An 18,947-nucleotide genomic window follows, 5' to 3' on the forward strand; every position below is an offset into this window, starting at 1 on the left:
CGGCTGATTCAAGGCCAGCTTGCCGGCCGGGTTCTGGCCAATGGCCAGCCGGTGCCGTTGATTGCCGAGACCGGCGGCCAGAACGCCATGATCGTCGATTCCTCGGCTCTTGCCGAACAGGTCGTCGCCGACGTCATTGCCTCCGCCTTCGACAGCGCCGGCCAGCGCTGCTCGGCATTGCGCATTCTGTGCCTACAGGAAGACGTGGCGGACCGCACGCTGACCATGCTGAAAGGCGCATTGCACGAATTGCGCATCGGCCGCACGGACCGGCTCTCGGTCGACGTCGGCCCCGTCATCACCGCTGAGGCTAAGGGCATCATTGAAAAGCATATCGAAGGTATGCGCGCGCTTGGCCACAGGATCGAGCAGATCACGCTTGCCGGCGAAACCGGCAAGGGCACCTTCGTGCCGCCGACCATCATCGAGATGAAATCGCTTGCTGACCTGAAGCGCGAGGTCTTCGGGCCGGTGCTGCATGTCATCCGCTTCAAGCGCGACAATCTCGACCGGCTGATCGATGACATCAACGCTACCGGTTACGGATTGACTTTTGGACTGCACACACGTCTCGATGATACGATCCAGCATGTGCTTTCCCGCGTGGCGGCCGGCAATATGTACGTGAACCGCAACATCATCGGCGCGGTGGTCGGCGTGCAGCCCTTTGGCGGCCGCGGCCTTTCCGGGACCGGCCCCAAGGCCGGCGGCCCGCTCTATCTTGGCCGCATGACGGAGAAAGCACCGAAGATCGACCGCATCGCCAGCCAGCAAGATCAGGCTGCGGTCGAACTCGCCCGCTGGCTGGATGAAAACGGCGAGACCGTTGCGGCCGAGGCCACACGCCAGGCTGCAGCGCATTCCGGCCTGGGCCTTGAGACGGAGCTTGCCGGACCCGTTGGCGAGCGCAACGTCTACGCGCTGCATCCGCGCGGAAAAATCCTGCTGGTGCCGGCAACCGAACAGGGGCTTTACCGCCAGCTCGCCGCGGCGCTCGCAACCGGCAACACCGCTGTCATCGACAATGCTTCGGGATTGGAAAAATCCATCTACGGCCTTCCGGCAACTGTCACATCACGGATTGTCTGGGCGGATGACTGGTCGAAGGCCGGTCCCTTTGCAGGGGCGCTTGTCGAAGGGGATGCGGAGCGGGTGGTAGACGTGAACAGGAAGATTGCCGCCCTTCCGGGACCATTGGTTCTGGTTCAGGCCGCAACCACGGAGGGGCTCGAGGGTGACAGCCAGCCTTACACGCTGGATTGGCTCGTTGAAGAGGTTTCCGTCAGCGTCAACACCACGGCGGCTGGCGGCAACGCCAGCCTGATGAGCATCGGCTAAACAGGAAACCGGCGGGGCTCAGGCCCTGCCGGTCAACCTCATCCGTTGCTCTCGCCACGGCCAAAAAGCTGGTCCAGGACCTGCTCTTCCAATTTGGCAAACTCGGCGGTGCCGTGGCGACGTGGGCGCGGCAATTTCACAACGAGGTCGAGCGCGATGCGCCCTTCATCGATGACAACAATGCGGTCTGCGAGCGCAACAGCCTCCGAGACATCGTGAGTGACGAGGACGGCTGTAAATTTCTGCTTGCGCCAGATGCGTTCCAGCAGGAGCTGCATTTCGATGCGGGTGAGCGCATCGAGCGCACCGAGCGGCTCATCCAGCGCCAGTATCTGCGGATGGGCGACAAGCGCGCGCGCCAAGGCCACGCGCTGCTTCTGGCCGCCGGAAAGCACATAGGGCCATTCCCCTGCCCGGTCTTTCAGGCCGACCTCTTCAAGAATCGCAAGTGCCTGCTCCTGCGCCGCTTCGCCTTTGGCGATGCCAGTCAACCCAACGGAAACATTGCTTGCGATCCTCTCCCAAGGCAGCAAGCGCGGCTCCTGAAACATCATGCGGGTTCGGCTGGACGCATCCTTCGACACGGTTCCTGTCGTCGGCGTGTCGAGGCCGGCAAGAATGCGCAAAAGCGTGCTTTTGCCACAGCCGCTCTTGCCGATGATTGCCAGAAACTCGCCTTCCCGCACATCGAGATCGATGCCGCGCAGAACGGGTTTATCGCCAAAACTCTTCGTGACGTTTCGAAAACTGAAGGCAACCTTGCTTTCGTCCGGTTTGGCGCGTTCCACAATCCGCGCTTCGGTTCCGGATGGAAGGGATTGCGTAGCGTCGGGGCGTCTCAGCGTCGTCACATTACCGTTCGACATGGGTTACCTCAGGCTTTCTTGAAGGCTGGATGCCATTGCAGGAAGACGCTTTCCAGGAAGCGGGCGAAACTGTCGGCAAGCTTGCCGAGAAGTGCATAGATGAGGATGGACAGAACCACGACATCGATCAGCAGGAATTCACGCGCCTGCATCGCCATGTAACCCAAACCGGACGATGAGGAGATTGTTTCCGCGACGATCAGCGTCAGCCACATGATGCCAAGAGCATACCGCAATCCGGTAAAGATGGATGGCAGCGCGCCCGGCAGGATGACCCTTCGAAACAGCGTAAAGGGCGTCATGCCATAGGTCCGGCCCATCTCCGCCAGTTGCGGATCAACACCCTGAATGCCGAGCAGCGTGTTGATGTAGATCGGGAAAAACACGCCGAGCGCGACCAGAAAGAGCTTGGCTTCCTCATCGATGCCGAACCATAAGATGACGAGCGGAATGAGCGCCAGATGCGGGATGTTGCGGATCATCTGCAGCGTCGTATCGGTGAAGCTTCGGGAAAATCTGGAGAGACCATTGGCCAGCCCGAAAATGAAACCGATGGAGCCCCCGATGGCGAAGCCTGCGAGTGCCCGGGCAGAACTTACCCCAATATTGGCAACAAGCTCGCCGGATAGGAGCAGACGCCAGAATGCTTCCGCGACGGCGGAAGGTGCTGGCAGGACGTTAGCCGAAATCACCCCCGCCCTTGCTGCCGCCTCCCACCCTAAGAGGATGATTGCGGGAAGCAGCCAGCCTGTGATACCGTCAAACTCGATGCGCTTACTGCTGCTCACGGCATATCCTCCAGCTCAGTTCGTCGCGCCGGACCAGACGGCATCCTTGATGCTGATCTGTTTCGGGATCAGGCCGAGACGATAAAAGCGATCGGCGGTTTCCTGCTGGCTGGCGATGATCTTGTCATCGATCTTGGTAATGCCAAATTCCGAGCGGTTGGCGGCAAGCGTTTGCGCCTCGAGCGGAACACCCGTCACCTCATGCAGCGCCGAAGCAACCTTGTCGCGATTGGCGGCGGACCACGTCGCGGCCTCTCCGAGCGCATCGATCGTCGTGTTGATGGTGTCGCCATGCGATTTGGCATAGTCCCGGTTGGCGAGGAAATAGGTTTTGACATCAAGAATGTCGCTCGTCCGCGCAAGAGTGACAGGCTTGTAGCGGGTTTCGGCAATCGCGTAGAAAGGATCCCACACTGCCCAGGCATCGATCTTGTCGCTGGCAAAAGCGGCGGCAGCATCGGCGGGGCTAAGATAGGTCACCTCGATATCGCTGAATTTCAGGCCGTTCTTTTCCAAAGCCGCTACCAGAAGATTTTGAGCACTGGTGCCTTTGCCGACCCCAACCTTCTTGCCCTTGAGATCAGCCACCGACTTGATGCCGCTTTCGGGCTTGGTAAAGATCGCCTCGCCCTTGCCGTTCGAAGGAAGCGCCGCGACGTAAACAATGGCCGAACCTGCCGCCTGTCCGAAAATCGGGGGTGCGTCTCCCGTCCAGCCGACATTGATCGAGCCGACATTCAGTGCCTCGACCAACGGCGGGCCGGCCGTAAATTCGACCCAGGAGACCTTGACGCCCTTTGCCTCAAGCGCCTTTTCGATGACGCCCTGCTGCCTTGCGATAACTGGCAGGCCGGTTTTCTGGTAACCGATTTTCAGTTCTTCCCCACCTTGGGCGGAGAACGCGAGCGTTGAAAATGCGGCTGCCGCGATGAGACCGGCGGAAAGGGCGCGTCGGGTAATGGCTGGCATTTGATCTCCTATCACCAGCCCCACTGGCCGGTCTGCGATATGGAGTAATGCTAGGGTTTCCGACGAAAACGATAGAGAGACAATAATTCAATATAACTGATATGGCGGGAATAAAATTCCGCCGCCATTGGGCCTTCCCGCAAATAATCGCGGCGACATTTTTTTCGCCTCAACAAAATGCCGGCGCGAGGGGCGCCGGCATAGAGATCAATCGCAATGGTCCGAGCTTATTCGATATCGAAGGAAACGCCCTGCGCCAGAGGCAACGCCTTGGAGTAGTTGATGGTGTTGGTCGCGCGGCGCATATAGGCCTTCCAGGAATCCGAACCGGATTCACGTCCACCCCCGGTTTCCTTCTCACCGCCGAATGCGCCGCCGATTTCAGCACCCGAGGTACCGATATTGACGTTGGCGATGCCGCAATCCGAGCCTTCCGACGACAGGAACCGCTCGGACTCCTGAATGTCGCGAGTGAAGATCGAGGAGGAAAGTCCGGCGGCGACAGCATTATGCGCGTCGATCGCCTGGTCGAGATCGCTGTACTTCATGACGTAGAGAATCGGCGCGAACGTCTCTTCCAGAACGGGGCCAACCTGCTTCGGCATTTCAACCAGTGCAGGTTTTACGTAATAAGCATCTGCCGCACCCGTATCCACGCGATCACCGCCATGCACCGCGCCACCGGCCGCCCTGGCGGCCTCGAGCGCCTTCTGCATGCCGTCAAAGGCCGCCTTGTCGACCAGCGGGCCGACGAGTGCGGAACTTTCCAGCGGATTGCCGACGGAGACCGAGGCATAGGCTTTCTTCAGACGCGGCACGAGCTCATCATAGACGCTGTCATGCACGAAAAGGCGGCGAAGCGTGGTGCAGCGCTGACCGGCCGTGCCCATGGCGCCAAAGGCGATGGCGCGCAGCGCCATGTCGAGATCGGCAGACGGGCAGACGATGCCGGCATTGTTGCCGCCGAGTTCCAGAATGGCGCGGGCGAAGCGCTTTGCCAGGCGCGGGCCGACATCACGGCCCATGCGGGTGGAGCCGGTGGCCGAGACGAGCGGTACCTTTGGATGATCGACCAGCGCCTCGCCAACGGCGCGGTCACCGATCAGCAGCTGGGACAGGCCTTCCGGCGCATCGCCAAAGCGGGCCGCGGCGCGCTCGAAAATGCCCTGAACGGCAAGAGCCGTGAGCGGGGTCTTCTCCGAAGGCTTCCAGACGACCGAGTTACCACAGACGAGGGCAAGTGCGGCATTCCACGACCAGACGGCAACGGGGAAGTTGAAGGCCGAGATGACGCCGACGACACCCAGCGGATGCCAGGTCTCCATCATCCGGTGGCCGGGCCGTTCGGTGGCGATGGTGAGGCCGTAGAGTTGCCGTGACAGACCGACGGCGAAATCGCAGATATCGATCATCTCCTGCACTTCACCCAGACCTTCGGACGGGATCTTGCCGGCTTCCAGCGAGACGAGACGGCCAAGATCGGTCTTGAAGGCGCGCAGTTCTTCGCCCAGCAGGCGGATCAATTCGCCGCGGCGGGGCGCCGGCACATTACGCCAGGTCCGGAAAGCCGCATCGGCCTTCTCGATCACAGCGGCGACACCTTCGACCGACACGGTCTTGAGGCTCGCAATCTGCTCACCCGTGACGGGGCTGAAGGACGCCATGTCGCCGCCGATATAGAGATCGCGGTCAACGCCCATCCTGTCGAGCAGGGCCGCAGCTTCCTGTTTCACGTCGAGCTTCGTCATCGCATCCATGTCCATCGTCCTTTTGGTTGAAAGGGAGGAAAGGCCGTTTGATACGGCCCTTCAACTCCCGTCGCTCTTCTTTCCCCGGATTTTTCATTCGTTCTCTGAAACTGCGCCGGCATTGCCGAGAAACGTCGTTCCATTCTTTCCCGTAATCATATATGACCATAACAACCCGTTTCCAATGACAAACGCGGGTAAGTTGATGCGAGAATGGAATGGACCCGCGCAGAAGACTGGTTCCTGATATCGTCACCCTGCAAGCGTTCGAATGCGCGGCACGCCACGGCAATTTTACGCGCGCGGCCGAAGAACTCAACCTCACGCAGAGTGCGGTGAGCCGGCAGATCGGCGAGCTGGAAGCGCAGACGGGCATGCAGCTTTTTGAGCGTATCCGCAGACGGGTTGTCCTCTCAGAGGCGGGCCGGAAATTTCTGCCGGACGTGCGGCGCCTGTTGCAGCAATCCGAACAGTTGATGGTGCGTGCAGTTTCTGCCGGTACCTCCCACGCATCGCTCTCCGTCGCGACACTACCGACGTTTGGAAGCCGCTGGCTGATGCCGCGCCTCTATCGCTTCATCGATGCCAATCCTGATATGACGATCACCATCGGCTCACGATCCCACCCCTTCGATTTCGATGAGGAGGGTTTCGATCTCGCCATCCATTATGGCCAGCCGGTGTGGGCGCACGGCACCTGCACCTTCCTGTGCAATGAGGTCATCGTTCCTGTGGCGAGCCCTTCCCTGCTTCGCCGCGCCGGCGTGACCCATGTCCAGGATCTGGCCGCACAGCCGCTGCTTCATGTGACCACCCGCCCGAAGCTCTGGACGGAGTGGCTGGAAATGAACAGAGTGACGGCAGACAATGCCTATCAGGGCAGCCGTTTCGATCAGTTTTCGATGATCATCGAGGCCGCAGCGAGCGGCATCGGCTTCGCCCTTCTGCCACGGTATCTGATCGAGGCGGAACTGGCGTCCGGCCGCCTAGAAATCGTTTTTGACATCCCCCTGCAGACCGACAAGAGCTATTATGTCGCCCTGCCGGAAGGACGGCAGGACAATGCGCTCGCCCGCAGCTTCCAGGCGTGGCTGCTCGACCAGGTCGGCAGACCCGCCTGAGCGCTGCTTCTTCAGCCTGCCCAGCCCGAGGCGACGTCGTCCAGCCCCGGAAGATCAGGACCAACAGGAACGATACGGGTCGGATTGAGCGCTTTGATGGAATAATAGCCGCGCTTGATATGGTCGATATTGACCGTTTCGCGCACGCCTGGAATGTCCAGCACCCGCATCATATAGGCCTGCAATGCGGGATAATCTGCGATACGGCGAAGATTGCATTTAAACAGGCCGTAATAGGCAGCATCGAAACGCACCAGCGTCACAAAAAGCCTGACATCCGTCTCGGTGAGCTGTTGGCCGAAAAGAAAAGGTCCACCTGAAAGAAGGCGATTTTCCAGCTCCTGAAGCGTCGCGAAGACGTCTGCAAAGGCCTCTTCATAAGCCCCCTGTGTGGTGGCGAAACCGGTTCGGTAAACGCCGTTGTTAAGGCGCGGATAAATGTGGTCGTTAAGCGCATCGATCTCGTTGCGCAGCGCTTCGGGATAGAGATCAACGCCATTATCGGCAAGATTACCAAAGCCGTCATTCAGCATCCGCAGGATATCGGCAGACTCGTTGTTGACGATGGTTCTCGTCTTCTTGTCCCACAAAACCGGCACTGTGGCGCGACCGGTGTAGTGTTGGTCCGCACTGGTATAGACCTCATGCATATGGATGAAGCCGTTGAGCATATCGCGGTCCGAACCCGGATAGTCACCGAATTTCCAGCCTTCGTCCGAGAGTGCCGGCTCCACCACCGAGACCGAAATGACATCTTCCAGCTTTTTCAGCTTTCGCCCGATCAGCGTCCGCGACGCCCAAGGGCAGATCAGCGCGACGTAAAGATGATAACGGCCAGCTTCCGCCGCAAAACCGCCCTCACCCGTTGGTCCGGCAGAACCATCTGGAGTTACCCAGTTGCGGAAACCGGAGGTCTGGCGAACGAAGCCGCCTTTCGTGTCGGTCGCCTGCACCGGATGCCATTCGGCCGTCCATTTTCCATCCACGAGCATTTGCGGCTCCCCGTTCATCTATCGATGAACGCCATATGGAACGGGACGTCATCCTTTCACAAGCCACGCTTCGGTTGACGCACTGTTTCAAACCACGAATGATTTCAAAGGCGATTGCGGAAAAACGGGTTCCAGCGCACCGTGCCCAGCCTCACCTTTTCGCGGATCATCGTCAGCAACCCCGATGCGGCGATGACGGCGAGCCCGAGCACGGCGATGGCATCAGGATATTCATGGAAGAAGGTCATGCCAATCGCTACGGCCCAAAGGATTTGCGAGTAATGCGACGGCGCGATCTGGCTTGCCGGTGCAATACGGGTTGCGATCAAGAGGGTGATCTGACCCGTTGCCGTGCAAAGCCCGATGAAAGCGAATGCGAGCAACTGGTGCAAATTGGGCATGACGAAATCGGGGATTGCGGCAAGTCCATTGAAGGTCAAACCATAGATCAACAGCACACCCATGATCGAGGTGCGCTTTTCCTTTCCCGCGAGCGAACGCAAGAGCACAATGGTCATGGCAGCAAGGAAGGCGACACCGATGGCGGCGATGTGCCCGAGCTCGAGTGTCTTGAACCCCGGCCGCACGACGAGGATGACACCGACGATGCCGGCGAGTACCGCTGCCCAACGCCAAGGGCCTACATTCTCCTTCAACACAAAAGCTGACAGCACGGTCACGAAGAGCGGTGACAGAAAGATCAGCGCATAGGCTTCCGCCAGCGGAATGGTGGTGAAGGCATAGATGCCGAAAATACCCGCAAAAAGGCCGGAAATCGCGCGGCCATGCACGGCAAAGGGGCGACTCATGCGCCAGAATTCACGCCATCTCTCTTCCCGCGGCTTGCTGAAGAAGATGAAAATGCCGGAAAACAGGATGCTGAAGAAACCGATTTCAAAAACGCTGATCTGAGATCCCAGCGACTTGATGGTGGCATCGCCCATGGAGAAAGTCGCATAGGCGAACAGACCGAGCAGAAAACCCTTTTGCATTCGACTTCCCCGAACATAGACCGCAACGCAAAGCGTATCCCAGTCGCGTGACACGCGACCCGGATGCCCCTGTAGGGACAGACAGTCTGGCAGATTTGATCCTCACCCTATGGCTAGACCCGGCTACCTATGAGTGCAAGCCGCAAAACCGGCAAAATTGGGCCATCCTCCAACATCGATGCAAATGGCTGCGAGGTGCGGCAAATTTGTCCCGCGGGGCATCACATCACCGTCACGGAAAGCGGTTAGCCGGTGATGATAAAGGGGCTGGTGCCTGACACGATGGCGGCTAACCATTGCGACGGTTTTTTTCATCCGCCAGTTTCCCCATCGGCTGCCGATGCGTTACCATCGCCCTGCTAACCGAAAGGAAAACGAATGCGAATTGTAATGATTGGTTCGGGTTATGTCGGTCTTGTGTCCGGCGCATGCTTTGCAGATTTCGGGCATGACGTGGTTTGCGTCGACAAAATGCCGGAGAAAATCGAGGCGTTGAAAAGCGGCCATATACCGATCTTCGAGCCGGGTCTCGAAACCATCGTCGCCAACAATACCAAAGCGGGCCGGTTGAGCTTCACAACAGATCTTTCGGCAGCCGTGGCCAATGCCGATGTCGTCTTCATAGCGGTCGGCACGCCGTCGCGGCGCGGCGATGGGCACGCCGATCTGGGCTATGTCTATGCGGCGGCAAAGGAGATCGCCCATGCGCTCGACGGCTTCACCGTCATCGTCACCAAATCGACCGTGCCCGTCGGCACTGGCGACGAGGTGGAACGCATCATCCGCGAGGAAAATCCATCTGCGGATTTTGCCGTGGTCTCCAATCCGGAGTTTCTGCGCGAAGGCGCCGCCATCGAGGATTTCAAGCGGCCGGACCGCATCGTCGTCGGCCTTTCGGACGAGCGTGCCCGCCCGGTCATGACCGAGGTGTATCGACCGCTTTACCTCAACCAGTCGCCGCTCCTTTTCACCACCAGAAGAGCGTCCGAACTGATCAAATATGCCGCCAATGCTTTCCTGGCGATGAAAATCACCTTCATCAACGAGATGGCTGATCTATGCGAAAAAGTCGGTGCCAACGTACAGGACGTCTCGCGCGGCATCGGTCTGGACGGCCGTATCGGGTCGAAATTCCTGCATGCCGGGCCGGGCTATGGCGGCTCATGCTTTCCCAAGGATACGCTGGCGCTTGCCAAGACCGCGCAGGATTATGACGCACCGGTGCGACTGATCGAAACCACCATTGCCATCAACGACAACCGCAAGCGCGCCATGGGCCGCAAGGTCATCAATGCCGTGGGTGGCGATGTGCGCGGCAAGAAGATCGCTGTTCTCGGCCTCACCTTCAAGCCGAATACGGACGACATGCGCGACAGCCCGGCCATTGCCATCATCCAGACCCTGCAAGATGGAGGAGCGAAAATTGTGGGTTACGATCCGGAAGGCATGACGAATGCCCGGCACCTGATCGAAGACATCGATTATGCAACCGGCCCTTACGAGGCGGCGCAGGACGCCGACGCCGTGGTTATCGTGACGGAATGGAACCAGTTCCGCGCGCTCGATCTACCGCGTCTCAAGGCCATCATGAAGAGCCCAGTTCTGGTGGATCTGCGCAATATCTACCGCACGGATGAGGTTGCCGCCCATGGCTTCACCTATGCCGCCGTTGGTCGTCCGCACGAAAGCAGCCTCGACCAGGGCGCATGAAGGTTCCAGTTTTACAATTTCATTAATAGATTTTCAGCGTTTCGGTCAGATCGCAAACGCGCCAAACAATTCAGGATATGATCATCATGCGTTATCTGGTTACAGGCACTGCCGGTTTCATTGGCTTTTACGTCGCGAAACGGCTGTTGGATGCCGGGCACTTCGTCACCGGCTTCGACGGAATGACGAAATATTACGATGTCAGTCTCAAGGAAAAACGCCACGCCATTCTTTCCCGCTCTAACGGCTTTCGGGCCGAAATCGGCATGCTGGAAGATGTGGATGCCTTGAAGCGTGCCGCAGAGGCCGCAGAGCCGGAAATCATCATCCATCTCGCCGCGCAGGCCGGCGTCCGCTACAGCCTCGAAAATCCGCGCGCCTACGTCGATTCAAATCTCATCGGCTCGTTCAATATGCTGGAGCTTGCGAGAAGCCTGGAGGTGAAGCACCTGATGCTGGCATCGACCTCCTCCATCTACGGCGCCAACGAGAAAATCCCGTTCGCGGAAAGCGACAAGGCCGATGAGCCGATGACGCTTTATGCGGCCACCAAAAAATCGATGGAGCTGATGGCGCATTCCTATGCCCATCTTCACAAGCTTCCGACGACTGCCTTCCGCTTCTTCACCGTCTACGGACCATGGGGACGCCCGGACATGGCGCCGATCAAGTTTGTTGATGCCGTTTCCAACGGCCGGCCGATCGACATTTATGGCCAGGGTAACATGAGCCGTGACTTCACCTATATCGACGATCTCGTCGAAGGCATTGTGCGGCTAAGCCAGATCATCCCTTCCGAGGAAAACCGGGTCACCGAGAACGGCGTCATCGATACACTTTCCCGCCACGCGCCGTTCCGCGTCGTCAATATCGGCGGCGGCCAACCGGTGGAACTGATGCATTTCGTCGAAACGGTCGAAAAGGCGGTGGGAAAACCGGCGATCCGCAACATGCTTCCGATGCAGCAGGGTGATGTTCCGCGAACCTTCGCGTCGCCTGATCTTCTCCGGGCTTTGACCGGTTTTGTGCCGCACACTCCTGTCGAAGAGGGCATCAAGGCCCTCGTCGCCTGGTATCGCGAGATGAACGGCCCGCTGCAGGAATAATCAAAGGGTCGCGAGCAGGCGGTTCGATAGCGTGCCGCCCGATGCCGCCTGCATCGACACCTTGGTCTCCACGGCCTCTATGATCGTATCGCTGAAGTCCACATTGGTAAGCTCCAGGATGTTGGACAGGCCGCCGGGCGAAAAGACGTTCACTTCGAGTATCTTGTCGCCGACGATATCGAGACCCACCAAAAACATCCCGTCTTCGACGAGCTTTGGCCGCATCATTTCGGCAAGCTCGACGATGTCGTCCGTCACCTTCACCGCTTCGGCGGTGCCGTTGGCATGAATATTGGAACGCAGGTCGCCCTTGGCCGGAACGCGGCGAAGCGCGGCATATTGGCCATCGCGCATCAGCGGCCTGCCGTTCATCATGAAAAAGCGGACGTCGCCTTCCTTCGCCGCAGGGAGATAGGCCTGCGCGATAAGATAACCTTCGAGGCTGACCGCCTCGAAAATCTGGTTGAGATTGGCTTCCTTACTGGACCCGATCTTGAAGACGTTCTTGCCACCGGACCCCTGAAGCGGCTTAACGATGACACCCTTGGGATGAGCATCGGCAAAAGCGCGGATTTCCTCGACATTGCGGGAGATAAGCGTCGTCGGCCGCACGATCTCGGGGAAGCTCTGGAAATAAAGCTTGTTCTGCGCTAGCGCCAGACCTTCCGGATCATTAAGCACGACGACGCCGCGCTGCTCGGCAAGCCTGCCGAACAGAATGCCGGCGTGAACCGCCCAGGGTCTGGTCGTCTGGTCGAGCGAAGGATCGTTGCGCAACATCAGCGCATCGATTTCCTCCACATCCATGGTCATCCGCTCGAGCGACTTGTCCTGCAGGGCGGCATGAAAGGCTTCGGGTTTCTTGTATTTTCCCTTACGCATGATCGTCGCATGGACGGCCAGCGTGTCGTCGGAGCGCAGGGTAAAATCGCCGGGCGTCAGATAGACCACCTCGTGGCCGCGATTGAGCGCCGCCATGGCCAGCAGACCGGTTGCGAAGGTCGGACCTTCGGTTTCGATGGAATTGACGAAAAATGCGATGCGCATAGAGCCCCTCCTATAATGTCGCCAGTTCGGCAATGGATAATCCCGCACGGATCTTTTCCAGGCGTTCATTCGCCTTTGCGGGTAACAGAAATGCTGGCCGCACGCCCGGGGGCCTTAACAGGCCACGCAGCGCAAGCTCCTGCATGATTGGAAAATGCTGGGCCGCGATCTTGCCCATCCAGAATGGATCGAGCGCACCGCCCCGGCGCAAATGCTCCATCACTTCAGAAAGACCCCGCAGATAGATTGCATCCTTCGAAAGGCCGCCGCCTCGATAGATGCGCAGCACCATATTGAAGGCGCCGGCCTCGTCGAAACCGTGCTCGCGCGTCATGATGCGAAAGGTGTCGACAAAGCTTGCGCCATCCAGCATCGCCGCGCAGCCGACAACGCGGCCGGCGATCAGCCGCAGGCGCTCGCGCGTCATCCCGCCGGCCAGATGCTCTGCCAGAACTGCCAATCCCTCCTGCACGCCCTCGTAACCCGATAGCCCCGTGCGGAAGAGGCGCAAGCCCTGAAACGAGCCGTTAAAATACGTAAGGAGGTGCACGCCGATCTCGTGCGACAACAGAGCCTCGACGCGGCGCTGTTCCATGACGGTGTGCCGGGAAATCAAAAGCTTCTCCCCCGTCACCATCAAGCCGGGCGGTAGGTCGTCACGAATTTCGACACGCGCCTTGAATTCCGGTTCTTCCGCCAGATAGGTCTCGATCATCTCACGCGATTTGCCAGCGACAGCGTAACAGTCCACCATCGCGATCGCGCCGCTCTCCTCTGCGCGCGGGCATTCATCGAGAACACGAAGCGCAAGCGTCAGAAGCTCCGGCTCGACAGCGCCATAAAGCGCGCGGGAGAAATCGGTGAAGGTTCGCCGGTGCAGGTTCGCGAGCATCGTCAGTTGCAGGTCGATCTCCTGCTGCTTTTCGCGATACAGATGGTAAAGCACCGGGTCTTCGAGGTGATCGAAGACCACAGAATAGAGCTTGCGTTTCTGTTCCTCCACATCGACGCCGAGCGGGCGATAAAGCAGGCGCGGCGCATACTGAAACCCGCCGTCGCGGAATTCCTCGAAGGCGCGCCGGGCATTGATCGGCGTGACGGAAAGAAGGAAGTCGAAAGAGGAGACGATATCGTCGATCGATCGGTCAGCACGTTTCACCGCATCGACAAATGCCTTGCGGCCCAGCGCCCGGTGCGTGGTGACTTTCAGCGCGTCCATGCCGGAGGAAAAAGCCGAGAATGCCTGGAGACCCGCATCGAAGAGATCGGCGATCATTGTTTCGCGAAGGCCGGGATAATCCGCACCGGATTCCGGTTGGCGATAGATCGGCGCAAAGCGCACGCTGATGCATGGGAACTCCAGATTGGCATTCTGGAATCTGAGTATTGGATCCGCCTCAGGCTCGGGGCGGGTGATGCGGGGCGTGCGAAACCGGACCTCCGCATCGCAGACCGCCTTGATAAACACCCTGCGCGCCTTTTGCGTTTCCGGCTCCGTCGTCGCAGAGATTGAGACCTCGTAGTGCGGCAGAAAAGGTGAATCGTCCGCAAGGAGAATGTCGTGTTCCAGTTCGCCAATATCGAGAACGATAAAGGCGCCGAAACGCGCCTGCATCACAGCACCAACCGCCTTTATCAGCGGCGCGGCTTCCTGAATGTTCGAAGCGATGAGGTAGGAAGCATGGGCTGCGGCGATGTCCCGGGCCGCCAAATTCTTCGTGCCGCCGGTCAGGTGCAGGCAGAGAAACGGCAGCGGCCGGTCGATATGGAGGCGGCCATCCTTCCCCACATCACGGCGGATTGCCTTTCCGGCTTCAAGGCATGATGTAACGTCATCGACCAGATCGTTCACGGACGGCGGCGCATGTCGGGCGGATGAGAGGTTCATCGCCGCGACCTCAGGAAGTCTTCGAGAACTGGTTGAAGGGACACGACAGTGTCCCTGATATCAGCAATGACACGCCTGTCTGGCTCACCGGTCCATTCGTCCATGAAGAATTTCTTGAACTCAATCGCGATGGCACAGCCATTCTCGGGAAAACGCTCATGGATGAAGCGGGTCTGCTCTCCCTTGCCCTGAAACGCAACGTTCTCACGCACGTCGAGGCGGCGTCCACCGATGGTGGCGGATGCAAAATGGCGACCGACGATGCTAACGACATCGCCCCAGCGGCTACGGTCCATGGAAAAGGTGCCGATATTAATGTCCGGCGCTTCCGCCTGCGCGGTCGGCGGTGCAGAAGCCCCCTGCCGACGATGATTGTAGCTGTGCACATCAAGGACCACAAAAGCGCCGTGCCGCCTTTCGACAGCCGATAGCACGCTCTCCAGCATCGCATAATAATCGGCGTGGAAGTCGAGAGAATGGGAAATTGCCTGCTCGGAGGGCTGCTCTTTCCAGACCTCAAGGCCCCAGGACTGTTCGGGTCTCAGATACACTGCCTGGTCGGCGGCGCGGTTGAGGTCGACCTCGAACCGCGAATGGTGAACGACAATGCGGTTGGTGAGGCCGGCAATCATCTCACCGGTGAAAGGGTCTTCCTCTCTCAGACATTGCTCGTCGGACAGGGCGATAAGACCGGCGACATCGGGCCGGATCTGGTGGCCATCATGAATAGCCGTGCCAACGATCGGCGAGCCGCCGAAGTCGATCGTCCAGAAGCCCTTGTTTTCGTTGATACGCTTGCCTTCACCGTCGTTTGTTCTGGCTGACATGCTGCCTCCCTGCATCGGGGGTAAAACAGCACGACCTCAGCATTTGTTCCGGTAAAAATTGTGCGCGATCTAGTCGTCGTCAACACGAGTTCAACAGAAAAAATGCGGAACCATACCGAAAAGCTCACGTTGTTCTGGCAGGAGGGGCCGCCGTGTCAAACGGACGCGATGGCGCTGAAGAACATCGGGATTTTTCCGTTTTCTCCCGATGGCCAACGAAATGGCAGCCGAGCTTCTTACCCATCCGGCATCCCCTCCGCTTCGCTTTCCACGCACAAGGAGCCGCGACATGGAAAAGACCGAAACGCGCAAGATCGCCGAGGAATATCTGCGTCTCGGCGGCACCCGCCAGGTGATGATCGACGACAACAAGACCTTCGTGCGCCAGTGGGAGCACGAGCCTGCCGAGGCAGAAAAGTTCTGGCGGGAAAATATCGAAAAGCTCGATGCGGAACGCCGCAAGGACGTGGAATTTTTCCTGCCATCCATCAATTCCGACCAGGAAGACTGAAATCAAAAGGAGATCGACATGACTTCCATCAACTCTGCAAAAATCCTTATCCTCGCAACCGATGGCTACGAGCGTTCAGAATTGCGCGTGCCCTATGACCAGCTCAAGGCCAAGGGTGCGGACGTGAAGATCGCTTCCATCAAGGAAGGCGAAATCAAGAGCTGGGATGAGAAAGACTGGGGCGACAGTATTGCCGTCGACATCCAGGCAAAGACCGTGAAGACAGAAGATTTCGATGCGCTGGTGCTTCCCGGCGGCCAGATCAATCCTGACGTGCTGCGCCATGATGAAGACGCGATGCGCGTCGTGCGCGACTTCGTCAAATCCGGCAAGGTGGTCGCCGCGATTTGCCACGCGCCCTGGCTGCTGATCGAAGCAGACGCCCTGCGCGGACGCGACGCCACCTCCTACTGGTCGATCAAGACCGACGTCAAGAACGCCGGTGCCAACTGGAAAGACGAGCAGGTGGTGACGGACAAGGGCATCATTACTTCTCGCAGCCCTGACGACCTGGATGCCTTCGTCGCGAAGATCGTTGAGGAGGTCGAGGAAGGCCGCCACGAACGCCGCGCCGCGTGATCGGTCCTTGACGCCCTCATGCCGCCGGCCCTGCCGGCGGCATTTTTATTCGGGAGGAAGACATGAAAAGCAGATTACTGGCAGGCGGCGCGGAGCGGACTTTCATCCTCGTCATCGAACCCGAGGAAGAAGCCTTCGAGGCGATCAAGCGCTTTGCCAAAAGAGAAAATATCAATGCCGCGTCAGTGACCGCGATCGGCGCCTTTTCGACGGCGACGCTCGCTTTTTTCGATCTCGCCAGCAAAGAATACAAGGAAATTCCGGTAAGTGCGCAGAGCGAGGTCCTGAGCATGCTCGGCGATATCGTGCTCGACGAAAACGATACGCCCAATCCTCACCTGCACGTCGTGCTGGGCTTTGCCGACGGCTCGACGAGAGGAGGCCATTTCCTGAAGGGTATGGTACGGCCGACACTGGAGGTGGTTATCCGCGAGACGCCTGCGGAACTGCGACGGAGCTACAGCAAAGACTTTGGCATCGCATTGATCGATCCTGCGCGCTGACACGACGGAACCGGAAAAACGCGCTGGCGTTATTGGCGTGTATCTGGGGGCAGCATGGCGACAGCAATAGATCGTAAAGACGGGGAAGACGGCGAGGTTAGAAAGTTTCTGATCGGCCTTGCGCGTGGAACGGCTGGTGCGCTGCTGTTTGCCCTGCCGATGCTAATGACCATGGAAATGTGGTTTCTGGGTCTCTACATCAACCCATGGCGCCTTCTGCTGCTCTGCGTCCTTAATCTCCCGCTTCTTTTCCTTCTTGCTCGCCGCATCGGTTTTGAGAACATCCACTCCTGGGGCCAGGCTTTAAGGGATGCGATAACAGCTTATGGCCTGGGCATAATGGTCAGCGCAGCCGTGCTCCTTCTGTTCGGCATACTGGACGACCAGCTCACCGCGTCGACGGCCGTTGCGAAAGTTGCGCTGCAATCTGTGCCTGCCAGCATTGGCGCTCTTCTTGGCCGCAGCCAGCTTGGCCAGCACTCCGACGATGACGATGAAGAAGACGACGAATATTCCGGCGAGACCGGTTATCTGCACGAGCTGTTCATGATGATGGTGGGCGCGCTTTTTCTCAGCCTGAATGTCGCGCCGACGGAAGAAATGATCCTGATTGCCTACAAGGTGACGCCCTTTCACATTCTTGCGCTCTCCCTGCTGTCCATCGCCGTCATGCACGGTTTTGTCTATGCGCTTCATTTCAAGGGATCACATCAGCTGGATGAAGGCCAGCAATGGTGGCAATCCTTCATCCGCTTTACCCTGCCCGGTTATGTCGTCGCCATCGCCATCAGCATTTATACGCTCTGGACCTTCGAACGCCTCGACCATACGTCGCTATCGCAGATCATGAATGCTGCGGTCATTCTGGGTGTTCCCGCCTCGATCGGCGCGGCGTCGGCCCGGCTGATCCTGTGAGGACAAGATGACGACATCAAAAAACGGAAAACAGACGGAAAGTTCAAATCCGCATTGGATTGAATGGGTAACGGGCATCGCCTGCACCTTGCTGGTTGCCGCGATGCTGGGCTGGATCGCCTATGACATCTACCGCTATTCCCCTGAGGAGGCACGCTTTGAGGTGGCCGTCAGCAATGTCGAGGGCGAGCCGGGACAATATCGCGTGAAATTCGACATCCGCAATCTTTCGATGACCACGGCAGCCCAGGTCAAGGTGCAAGGAGACCTCGAGCGGAATGACGCAGCGCCGGAAAACGCCGACGTGACCTTCGATTATGTCGCATCGGAATCCAGCGACAGCGGCACACTCTTCTTCCGTAACGATCCACGCAGCGGAACACTCACCCTCAGCGTCGCCGGCTATACCGAGCCGTGAGCCATCGCCATCGTGTCTGTTTGCGGTAGCTCGCTCATTCTTCCTTGATACCCGCGATGACCTGGACGCGACGCAGCATCCACAGCACGATGATGCCCACGGCCGACGCGAGGAAAGCCAAGGGCCACAGGCCGAGACCGGCCGAGAGGCCGATGGCCGCCGAAAGCCACATGCTGGCCCCGGTCGTCAGGCCTTTGACATCGCCTCGCGTATAAACGACCACGCCCGCGGCAAGAAACGCGATGCCGGCAGTTACTGCCTCCACAAGGCGGATAGGATCGAGCCGCGCTGCCTCCTGGCCTTCGGCCATCGTTTCCATCATATGGATGGTGATGATGCAGAACGTGACGGCGGCCAGGCCGATCAGCATGTTGGTGCGCAGGCCCGCCGTGTTCCTGTGGAACTCCCGCTCCAAACCGATCAGACCGCACAGGATGACGGCACCGAAGATGCGCACGACAAGCACCTCGAACGGAATGGAAATATCCATTGAAAATTCTTCTGCCAGACTCTGCGGCATGTTCGCACTCCTCCGTAAACTGGTCACACTAAGCGCGAACGCGCGCATTGGTTCCGCCCGCGCAATATAAACCTTGTGCACAACCAACCCGGAACCATAGGAGCGGCGG

General features: G+C 58.9%; 19 protein-coding genes. 9 read left to right on the plus strand and 10 right to left on the minus strand.

Annotated elements, in window-relative coordinates; all coding sequences use genetic code 11:
* The coding region (locus tag ACUTJJ_RS06525; RefSeq protein WP_445541694.1) for an aldehyde dehydrogenase family protein at positions 1 to 1,338 on the plus strand (1,338 nt) is incomplete at its 5' end.
* Positions 1,339 to 1,376: 38 nt separating this feature from the next.
* On the opposite strand, the gene ACUTJJ_RS06530 is transcribed toward ACUTJJ_RS06525, so the two are convergent.
* From ACUTJJ_RS06530 to amaB, 4 genes are all read right to left on the minus strand, one after another.
* Complete coding sequence (locus ACUTJJ_RS06530; RefSeq protein ID WP_445541695.1) at positions 1,377 to 2,204, minus strand: ABC transporter ATP-binding protein; 828 nt, start codon at positions 2,202 to 2,204, stop codon at positions 1,377 to 1,379.
* Positions 2,205 to 2,212: 8 nt separating this feature from the next.
* Positions 2,213 to 2,992 (minus strand): ABC transporter permease subunit, encoded by a 780-nt coding sequence (locus tag ACUTJJ_RS06535; RefSeq protein ID WP_445541696.1) that lies wholly within the window; start codon positions 2,990 to 2,992, stop codon positions 2,213 to 2,215.
* A gap of 15 nt (positions 2,993 to 3,007) precedes the next feature.
* Positions 3,008 to 3,961: an aliphatic sulfonate ABC transporter substrate-binding protein gene (locus ACUTJJ_RS06540; protein ID WP_445541697.1), complete on the minus strand. Its 954-nt coding sequence runs from the start codon at positions 3,959 to 3,961 to the stop codon at positions 3,008 to 3,010.
* Between the two features lie 227 nt (positions 3,962 to 4,188).
* Entirely contained in the window at positions 4,189 to 5,718 is a 1,530-nt protein-coding gene (gene amaB, locus ACUTJJ_RS06545) for an L-piperidine-6-carboxylate dehydrogenase (protein WP_445541698.1), read from the minus strand.
* 209 nt (positions 5,719 to 5,927) lie between these two features.
* On the opposite strand from amaB, the gene ACUTJJ_RS06550 reads away from it, so the two are divergent.
* Entirely contained in the window at positions 5,928 to 6,830 is a 903-nt protein-coding gene (locus tag ACUTJJ_RS06550) for a LysR family transcriptional regulator (protein WP_445541699.1), read from the plus strand.
* An 11-nt stretch (positions 6,831 to 6,841) separates the two neighbouring features.
* Here the strand turns inward: ACUTJJ_RS06550 and ACUTJJ_RS06555 are convergent, their stop codons facing one another.
* Together ACUTJJ_RS06555 and ACUTJJ_RS06560 are read right to left on the minus strand one after the other, a co-directional pair.
* Positions 6,842 to 7,822, minus strand: coding sequence for a glutathione S-transferase family protein (locus tag ACUTJJ_RS06555; protein ID WP_445541700.1), 981 nt, complete (start codon positions 7,820 to 7,822; stop codon positions 6,842 to 6,844).
* Between the two features lie 104 nt (positions 7,823 to 7,926).
* On the minus strand, positions 7,927 to 8,814 hold the full coding sequence (locus ACUTJJ_RS06560) for a DMT family transporter (protein WP_445541701.1): 888 nt from the start codon (positions 8,812 to 8,814) through the stop codon (positions 7,927 to 7,929).
* A 378-nt stretch (positions 8,815 to 9,192) separates the two neighbouring features.
* Here ACUTJJ_RS06560 and ACUTJJ_RS06565 point away from each other — a divergent pair, with 378 nt between their 5' ends.
* Together ACUTJJ_RS06565 and ACUTJJ_RS06570 are read left to right on the plus strand one after the other, a co-directional pair.
* Complete coding sequence (locus tag ACUTJJ_RS06565) at positions 9,193 to 10,524, plus strand: UDP-glucose dehydrogenase family protein (RefSeq protein WP_209090216.1); 1,332 nt, start codon at positions 9,193 to 9,195, stop codon at positions 10,522 to 10,524.
* A gap of 86 nt (positions 10,525 to 10,610) precedes the next feature.
* Positions 10,611 to 11,630 (plus strand): NAD-dependent epimerase, encoded by a 1,020-nt coding sequence (locus tag ACUTJJ_RS06570; protein WP_445541702.1) that lies wholly within the window; start codon positions 10,611 to 10,613, stop codon positions 11,628 to 11,630.
* On the opposite strand, the gene ACUTJJ_RS06575 is transcribed toward ACUTJJ_RS06570, so the two are convergent.
* Genes ACUTJJ_RS06575 through ACUTJJ_RS06585 form a run of 3 tightly spaced genes read right to left on the minus strand, consistent with a single transcriptional unit; the run spans position 11,631 to position 15,392 of the window.
* Positions 11,631 to 12,677: a glutathione synthase gene (locus ACUTJJ_RS06575; RefSeq protein WP_209090220.1), complete on the minus strand. Its 1,047-nt coding sequence runs from the start codon at positions 12,675 to 12,677 to the stop codon at positions 11,631 to 11,633.
* A gap of 10 nt (positions 12,678 to 12,687) precedes the next feature.
* Positions 12,688 to 14,565, minus strand: coding sequence for a flavohemoglobin expression-modulating QEGLA motif protein (locus tag ACUTJJ_RS06580; RefSeq protein WP_445541703.1), 1,878 nt, complete (start codon positions 14,563 to 14,565; stop codon positions 12,688 to 12,690).
* A complete protein-coding gene (locus ACUTJJ_RS06585) occupies positions 14,562 to 15,392 on the minus strand; it encodes an N-formylglutamate amidohydrolase (RefSeq protein ID WP_445541704.1) in 831 nt (276 codons plus the stop codon). The genes ACUTJJ_RS06580 and ACUTJJ_RS06585 overlap by 4 nt, the downstream gene beginning before the upstream one ends.
* A 289-nt stretch (positions 15,393 to 15,681) precedes the next feature.
* Here ACUTJJ_RS06585 and ACUTJJ_RS06590 point away from each other — a divergent pair, with 289 nt between their 5' ends.
* From ACUTJJ_RS06590 to ACUTJJ_RS06610, 5 genes are all read left to right on the plus strand, one after another.
* A complete protein-coding gene (locus tag ACUTJJ_RS06590) occupies positions 15,682 to 15,903 on the plus strand; it encodes a hypothetical protein (protein WP_063947256.1) in 222 nt (73 codons plus the stop codon).
* A gap of 18 nt (positions 15,904 to 15,921) precedes the next feature.
* A complete protein-coding gene (locus tag ACUTJJ_RS06595; RefSeq protein ID WP_445541705.1) occupies positions 15,922 to 16,482 on the plus strand; it encodes a DJ-1/PfpI/YhbO family deglycase/protease in 561 nt (186 codons plus the stop codon).
* A 62-nt stretch (positions 16,483 to 16,544) separates the two neighbouring features.
* On the plus strand, positions 16,545 to 16,985 hold the full coding sequence (locus ACUTJJ_RS06600) for a PPC domain-containing DNA-binding protein (RefSeq protein WP_144578491.1): 441 nt from the start codon (positions 16,545 to 16,547) through the stop codon (positions 16,983 to 16,985).
* Between the two features lie 54 nt (positions 16,986 to 17,039).
* Positions 17,040 to 17,900 carry a TIGR02587 family membrane protein gene (locus tag ACUTJJ_RS06605; RefSeq protein WP_445541706.1) on the plus strand — a complete coding sequence of 287 codons (861 nt, stop codon included), beginning with the start codon at positions 17,040 to 17,042 and terminating at the stop codon, positions 17,898 to 17,900.
* Between the two features lie 7 nt (positions 17,901 to 17,907).
* Positions 17,908 to 18,318 carry a TIGR02588 family protein gene (locus ACUTJJ_RS06610; protein WP_445541707.1) on the plus strand — a complete coding sequence of 137 codons (411 nt, stop codon included), beginning with the start codon at positions 17,908 to 17,910 and terminating at the stop codon, positions 18,316 to 18,318.
* 34 nt (positions 18,319 to 18,352) lie between these two features.
* Here the strand turns inward: ACUTJJ_RS06610 and ACUTJJ_RS06615 are convergent, their stop codons facing one another.
* Positions 18,353 to 18,838, minus strand: a complete 486-nt coding sequence (locus tag ACUTJJ_RS06615) for an MgtC/SapB family protein (RefSeq protein ID WP_063947212.1) — start codon at positions 18,836 to 18,838, stop codon at positions 18,353 to 18,355.
* Between the last annotated feature and the right edge of the window lie 109 nt (positions 18,839 to 18,947).

It is taken from the genome of Agrobacterium sp. DKPNP3, assembly GCF_052686535.1.

What these genes read in the sequence shown, in the direction of transcription:
- ACUTJJ_RS06570 (WP_445541702.1), top strand. Translation starts at nt 10,611, where the DNA reads ATGCGTTATCTGGTTACAGGCACTGCCGGTTTCATTGGCTTTTACGTC.
- ACUTJJ_RS06550 (WP_445541699.1), top strand. Translation starts at nt 5,928, where the DNA reads ATGGACCCGCGCAGAAGACTGGTTCCTGATATCGTCACCCTGCAAGCG.
- ACUTJJ_RS06580 (WP_445541703.1), bottom strand. Translation starts at nt 14,565, where the DNA reads ATGAACCTCTCATCCGCCCGACATGCGCCGCCGTCCGTGAACGATCTG.
- ACUTJJ_RS06610 (WP_445541707.1), top strand. Translation starts at nt 17,908, where the DNA reads ATGACGACATCAAAAAACGGAAAACAGACGGAAAGTTCAAATCCGCAT.
- ACUTJJ_RS06540 (WP_445541697.1), bottom strand. Translation starts at nt 3,961, where the DNA reads ATGCCAGCCATTACCCGACGCGCCCTTTCCGCCGGTCTCATCGCGGCA.
- ACUTJJ_RS06605 (WP_445541706.1), top strand. Translation starts at nt 17,040, where the DNA reads ATGGCGACAGCAATAGATCGTAAAGACGGGGAAGACGGCGAGGTTAGA.
- ACUTJJ_RS06590 (WP_063947256.1), top strand. Translation starts at nt 15,682, where the DNA reads ATGGAAAAGACCGAAACGCGCAAGATCGCCGAGGAATATCTGCGTCTC.
- ACUTJJ_RS06585 (WP_445541704.1), bottom strand. Translation starts at nt 15,392, where the DNA reads ATGTCAGCCAGAACAAACGACGGTGAAGGCAAGCGTATCAACGAAAAC.
- ACUTJJ_RS06565 (WP_209090216.1), top strand. Translation starts at nt 9,193, where the DNA reads ATGCGAATTGTAATGATTGGTTCGGGTTATGTCGGTCTTGTGTCCGGC.
- ACUTJJ_RS06600 (WP_144578491.1), top strand. Translation starts at nt 16,545, where the DNA reads ATGAAAAGCAGATTACTGGCAGGCGGCGCGGAGCGGACTTTCATCCTC.
- amaB (WP_445541698.1), bottom strand. Translation starts at nt 5,718, where the DNA reads ATGGATGCGATGACGAAGCTCGACGTGAAACAGGAAGCTGCGGCCCTG.
- ACUTJJ_RS06555 (WP_445541700.1), bottom strand. Translation starts at nt 7,822, where the DNA reads ATGCTCGTGGATGGAAAATGGACGGCCGAATGGCATCCGGTGCAGGCG.
- ACUTJJ_RS06615 (WP_063947212.1), bottom strand. Translation starts at nt 18,838, where the DNA reads ATGCCGCAGAGTCTGGCAGAAGAATTTTCAATGGATATTTCCATTCCG.
- ACUTJJ_RS06560 (WP_445541701.1), bottom strand. Translation starts at nt 8,814, where the DNA reads ATGCAAAAGGGTTTTCTGCTCGGTCTGTTCGCCTATGCGACTTTCTCC.
- ACUTJJ_RS06575 (WP_209090220.1), bottom strand. Translation starts at nt 12,677, where the DNA reads ATGCGCATCGCATTTTTCGTCAATTCCATCGAAACCGAAGGTCCGACC.
- ACUTJJ_RS06595 (WP_445541705.1), top strand. Translation starts at nt 15,922, where the DNA reads ATGACTTCCATCAACTCTGCAAAAATCCTTATCCTCGCAACCGATGGC.
- ACUTJJ_RS06530 (WP_445541695.1), bottom strand. Translation starts at nt 2,204, where the DNA reads ATGTCGAACGGTAATGTGACGACGCTGAGACGCCCCGACGCTACGCAA.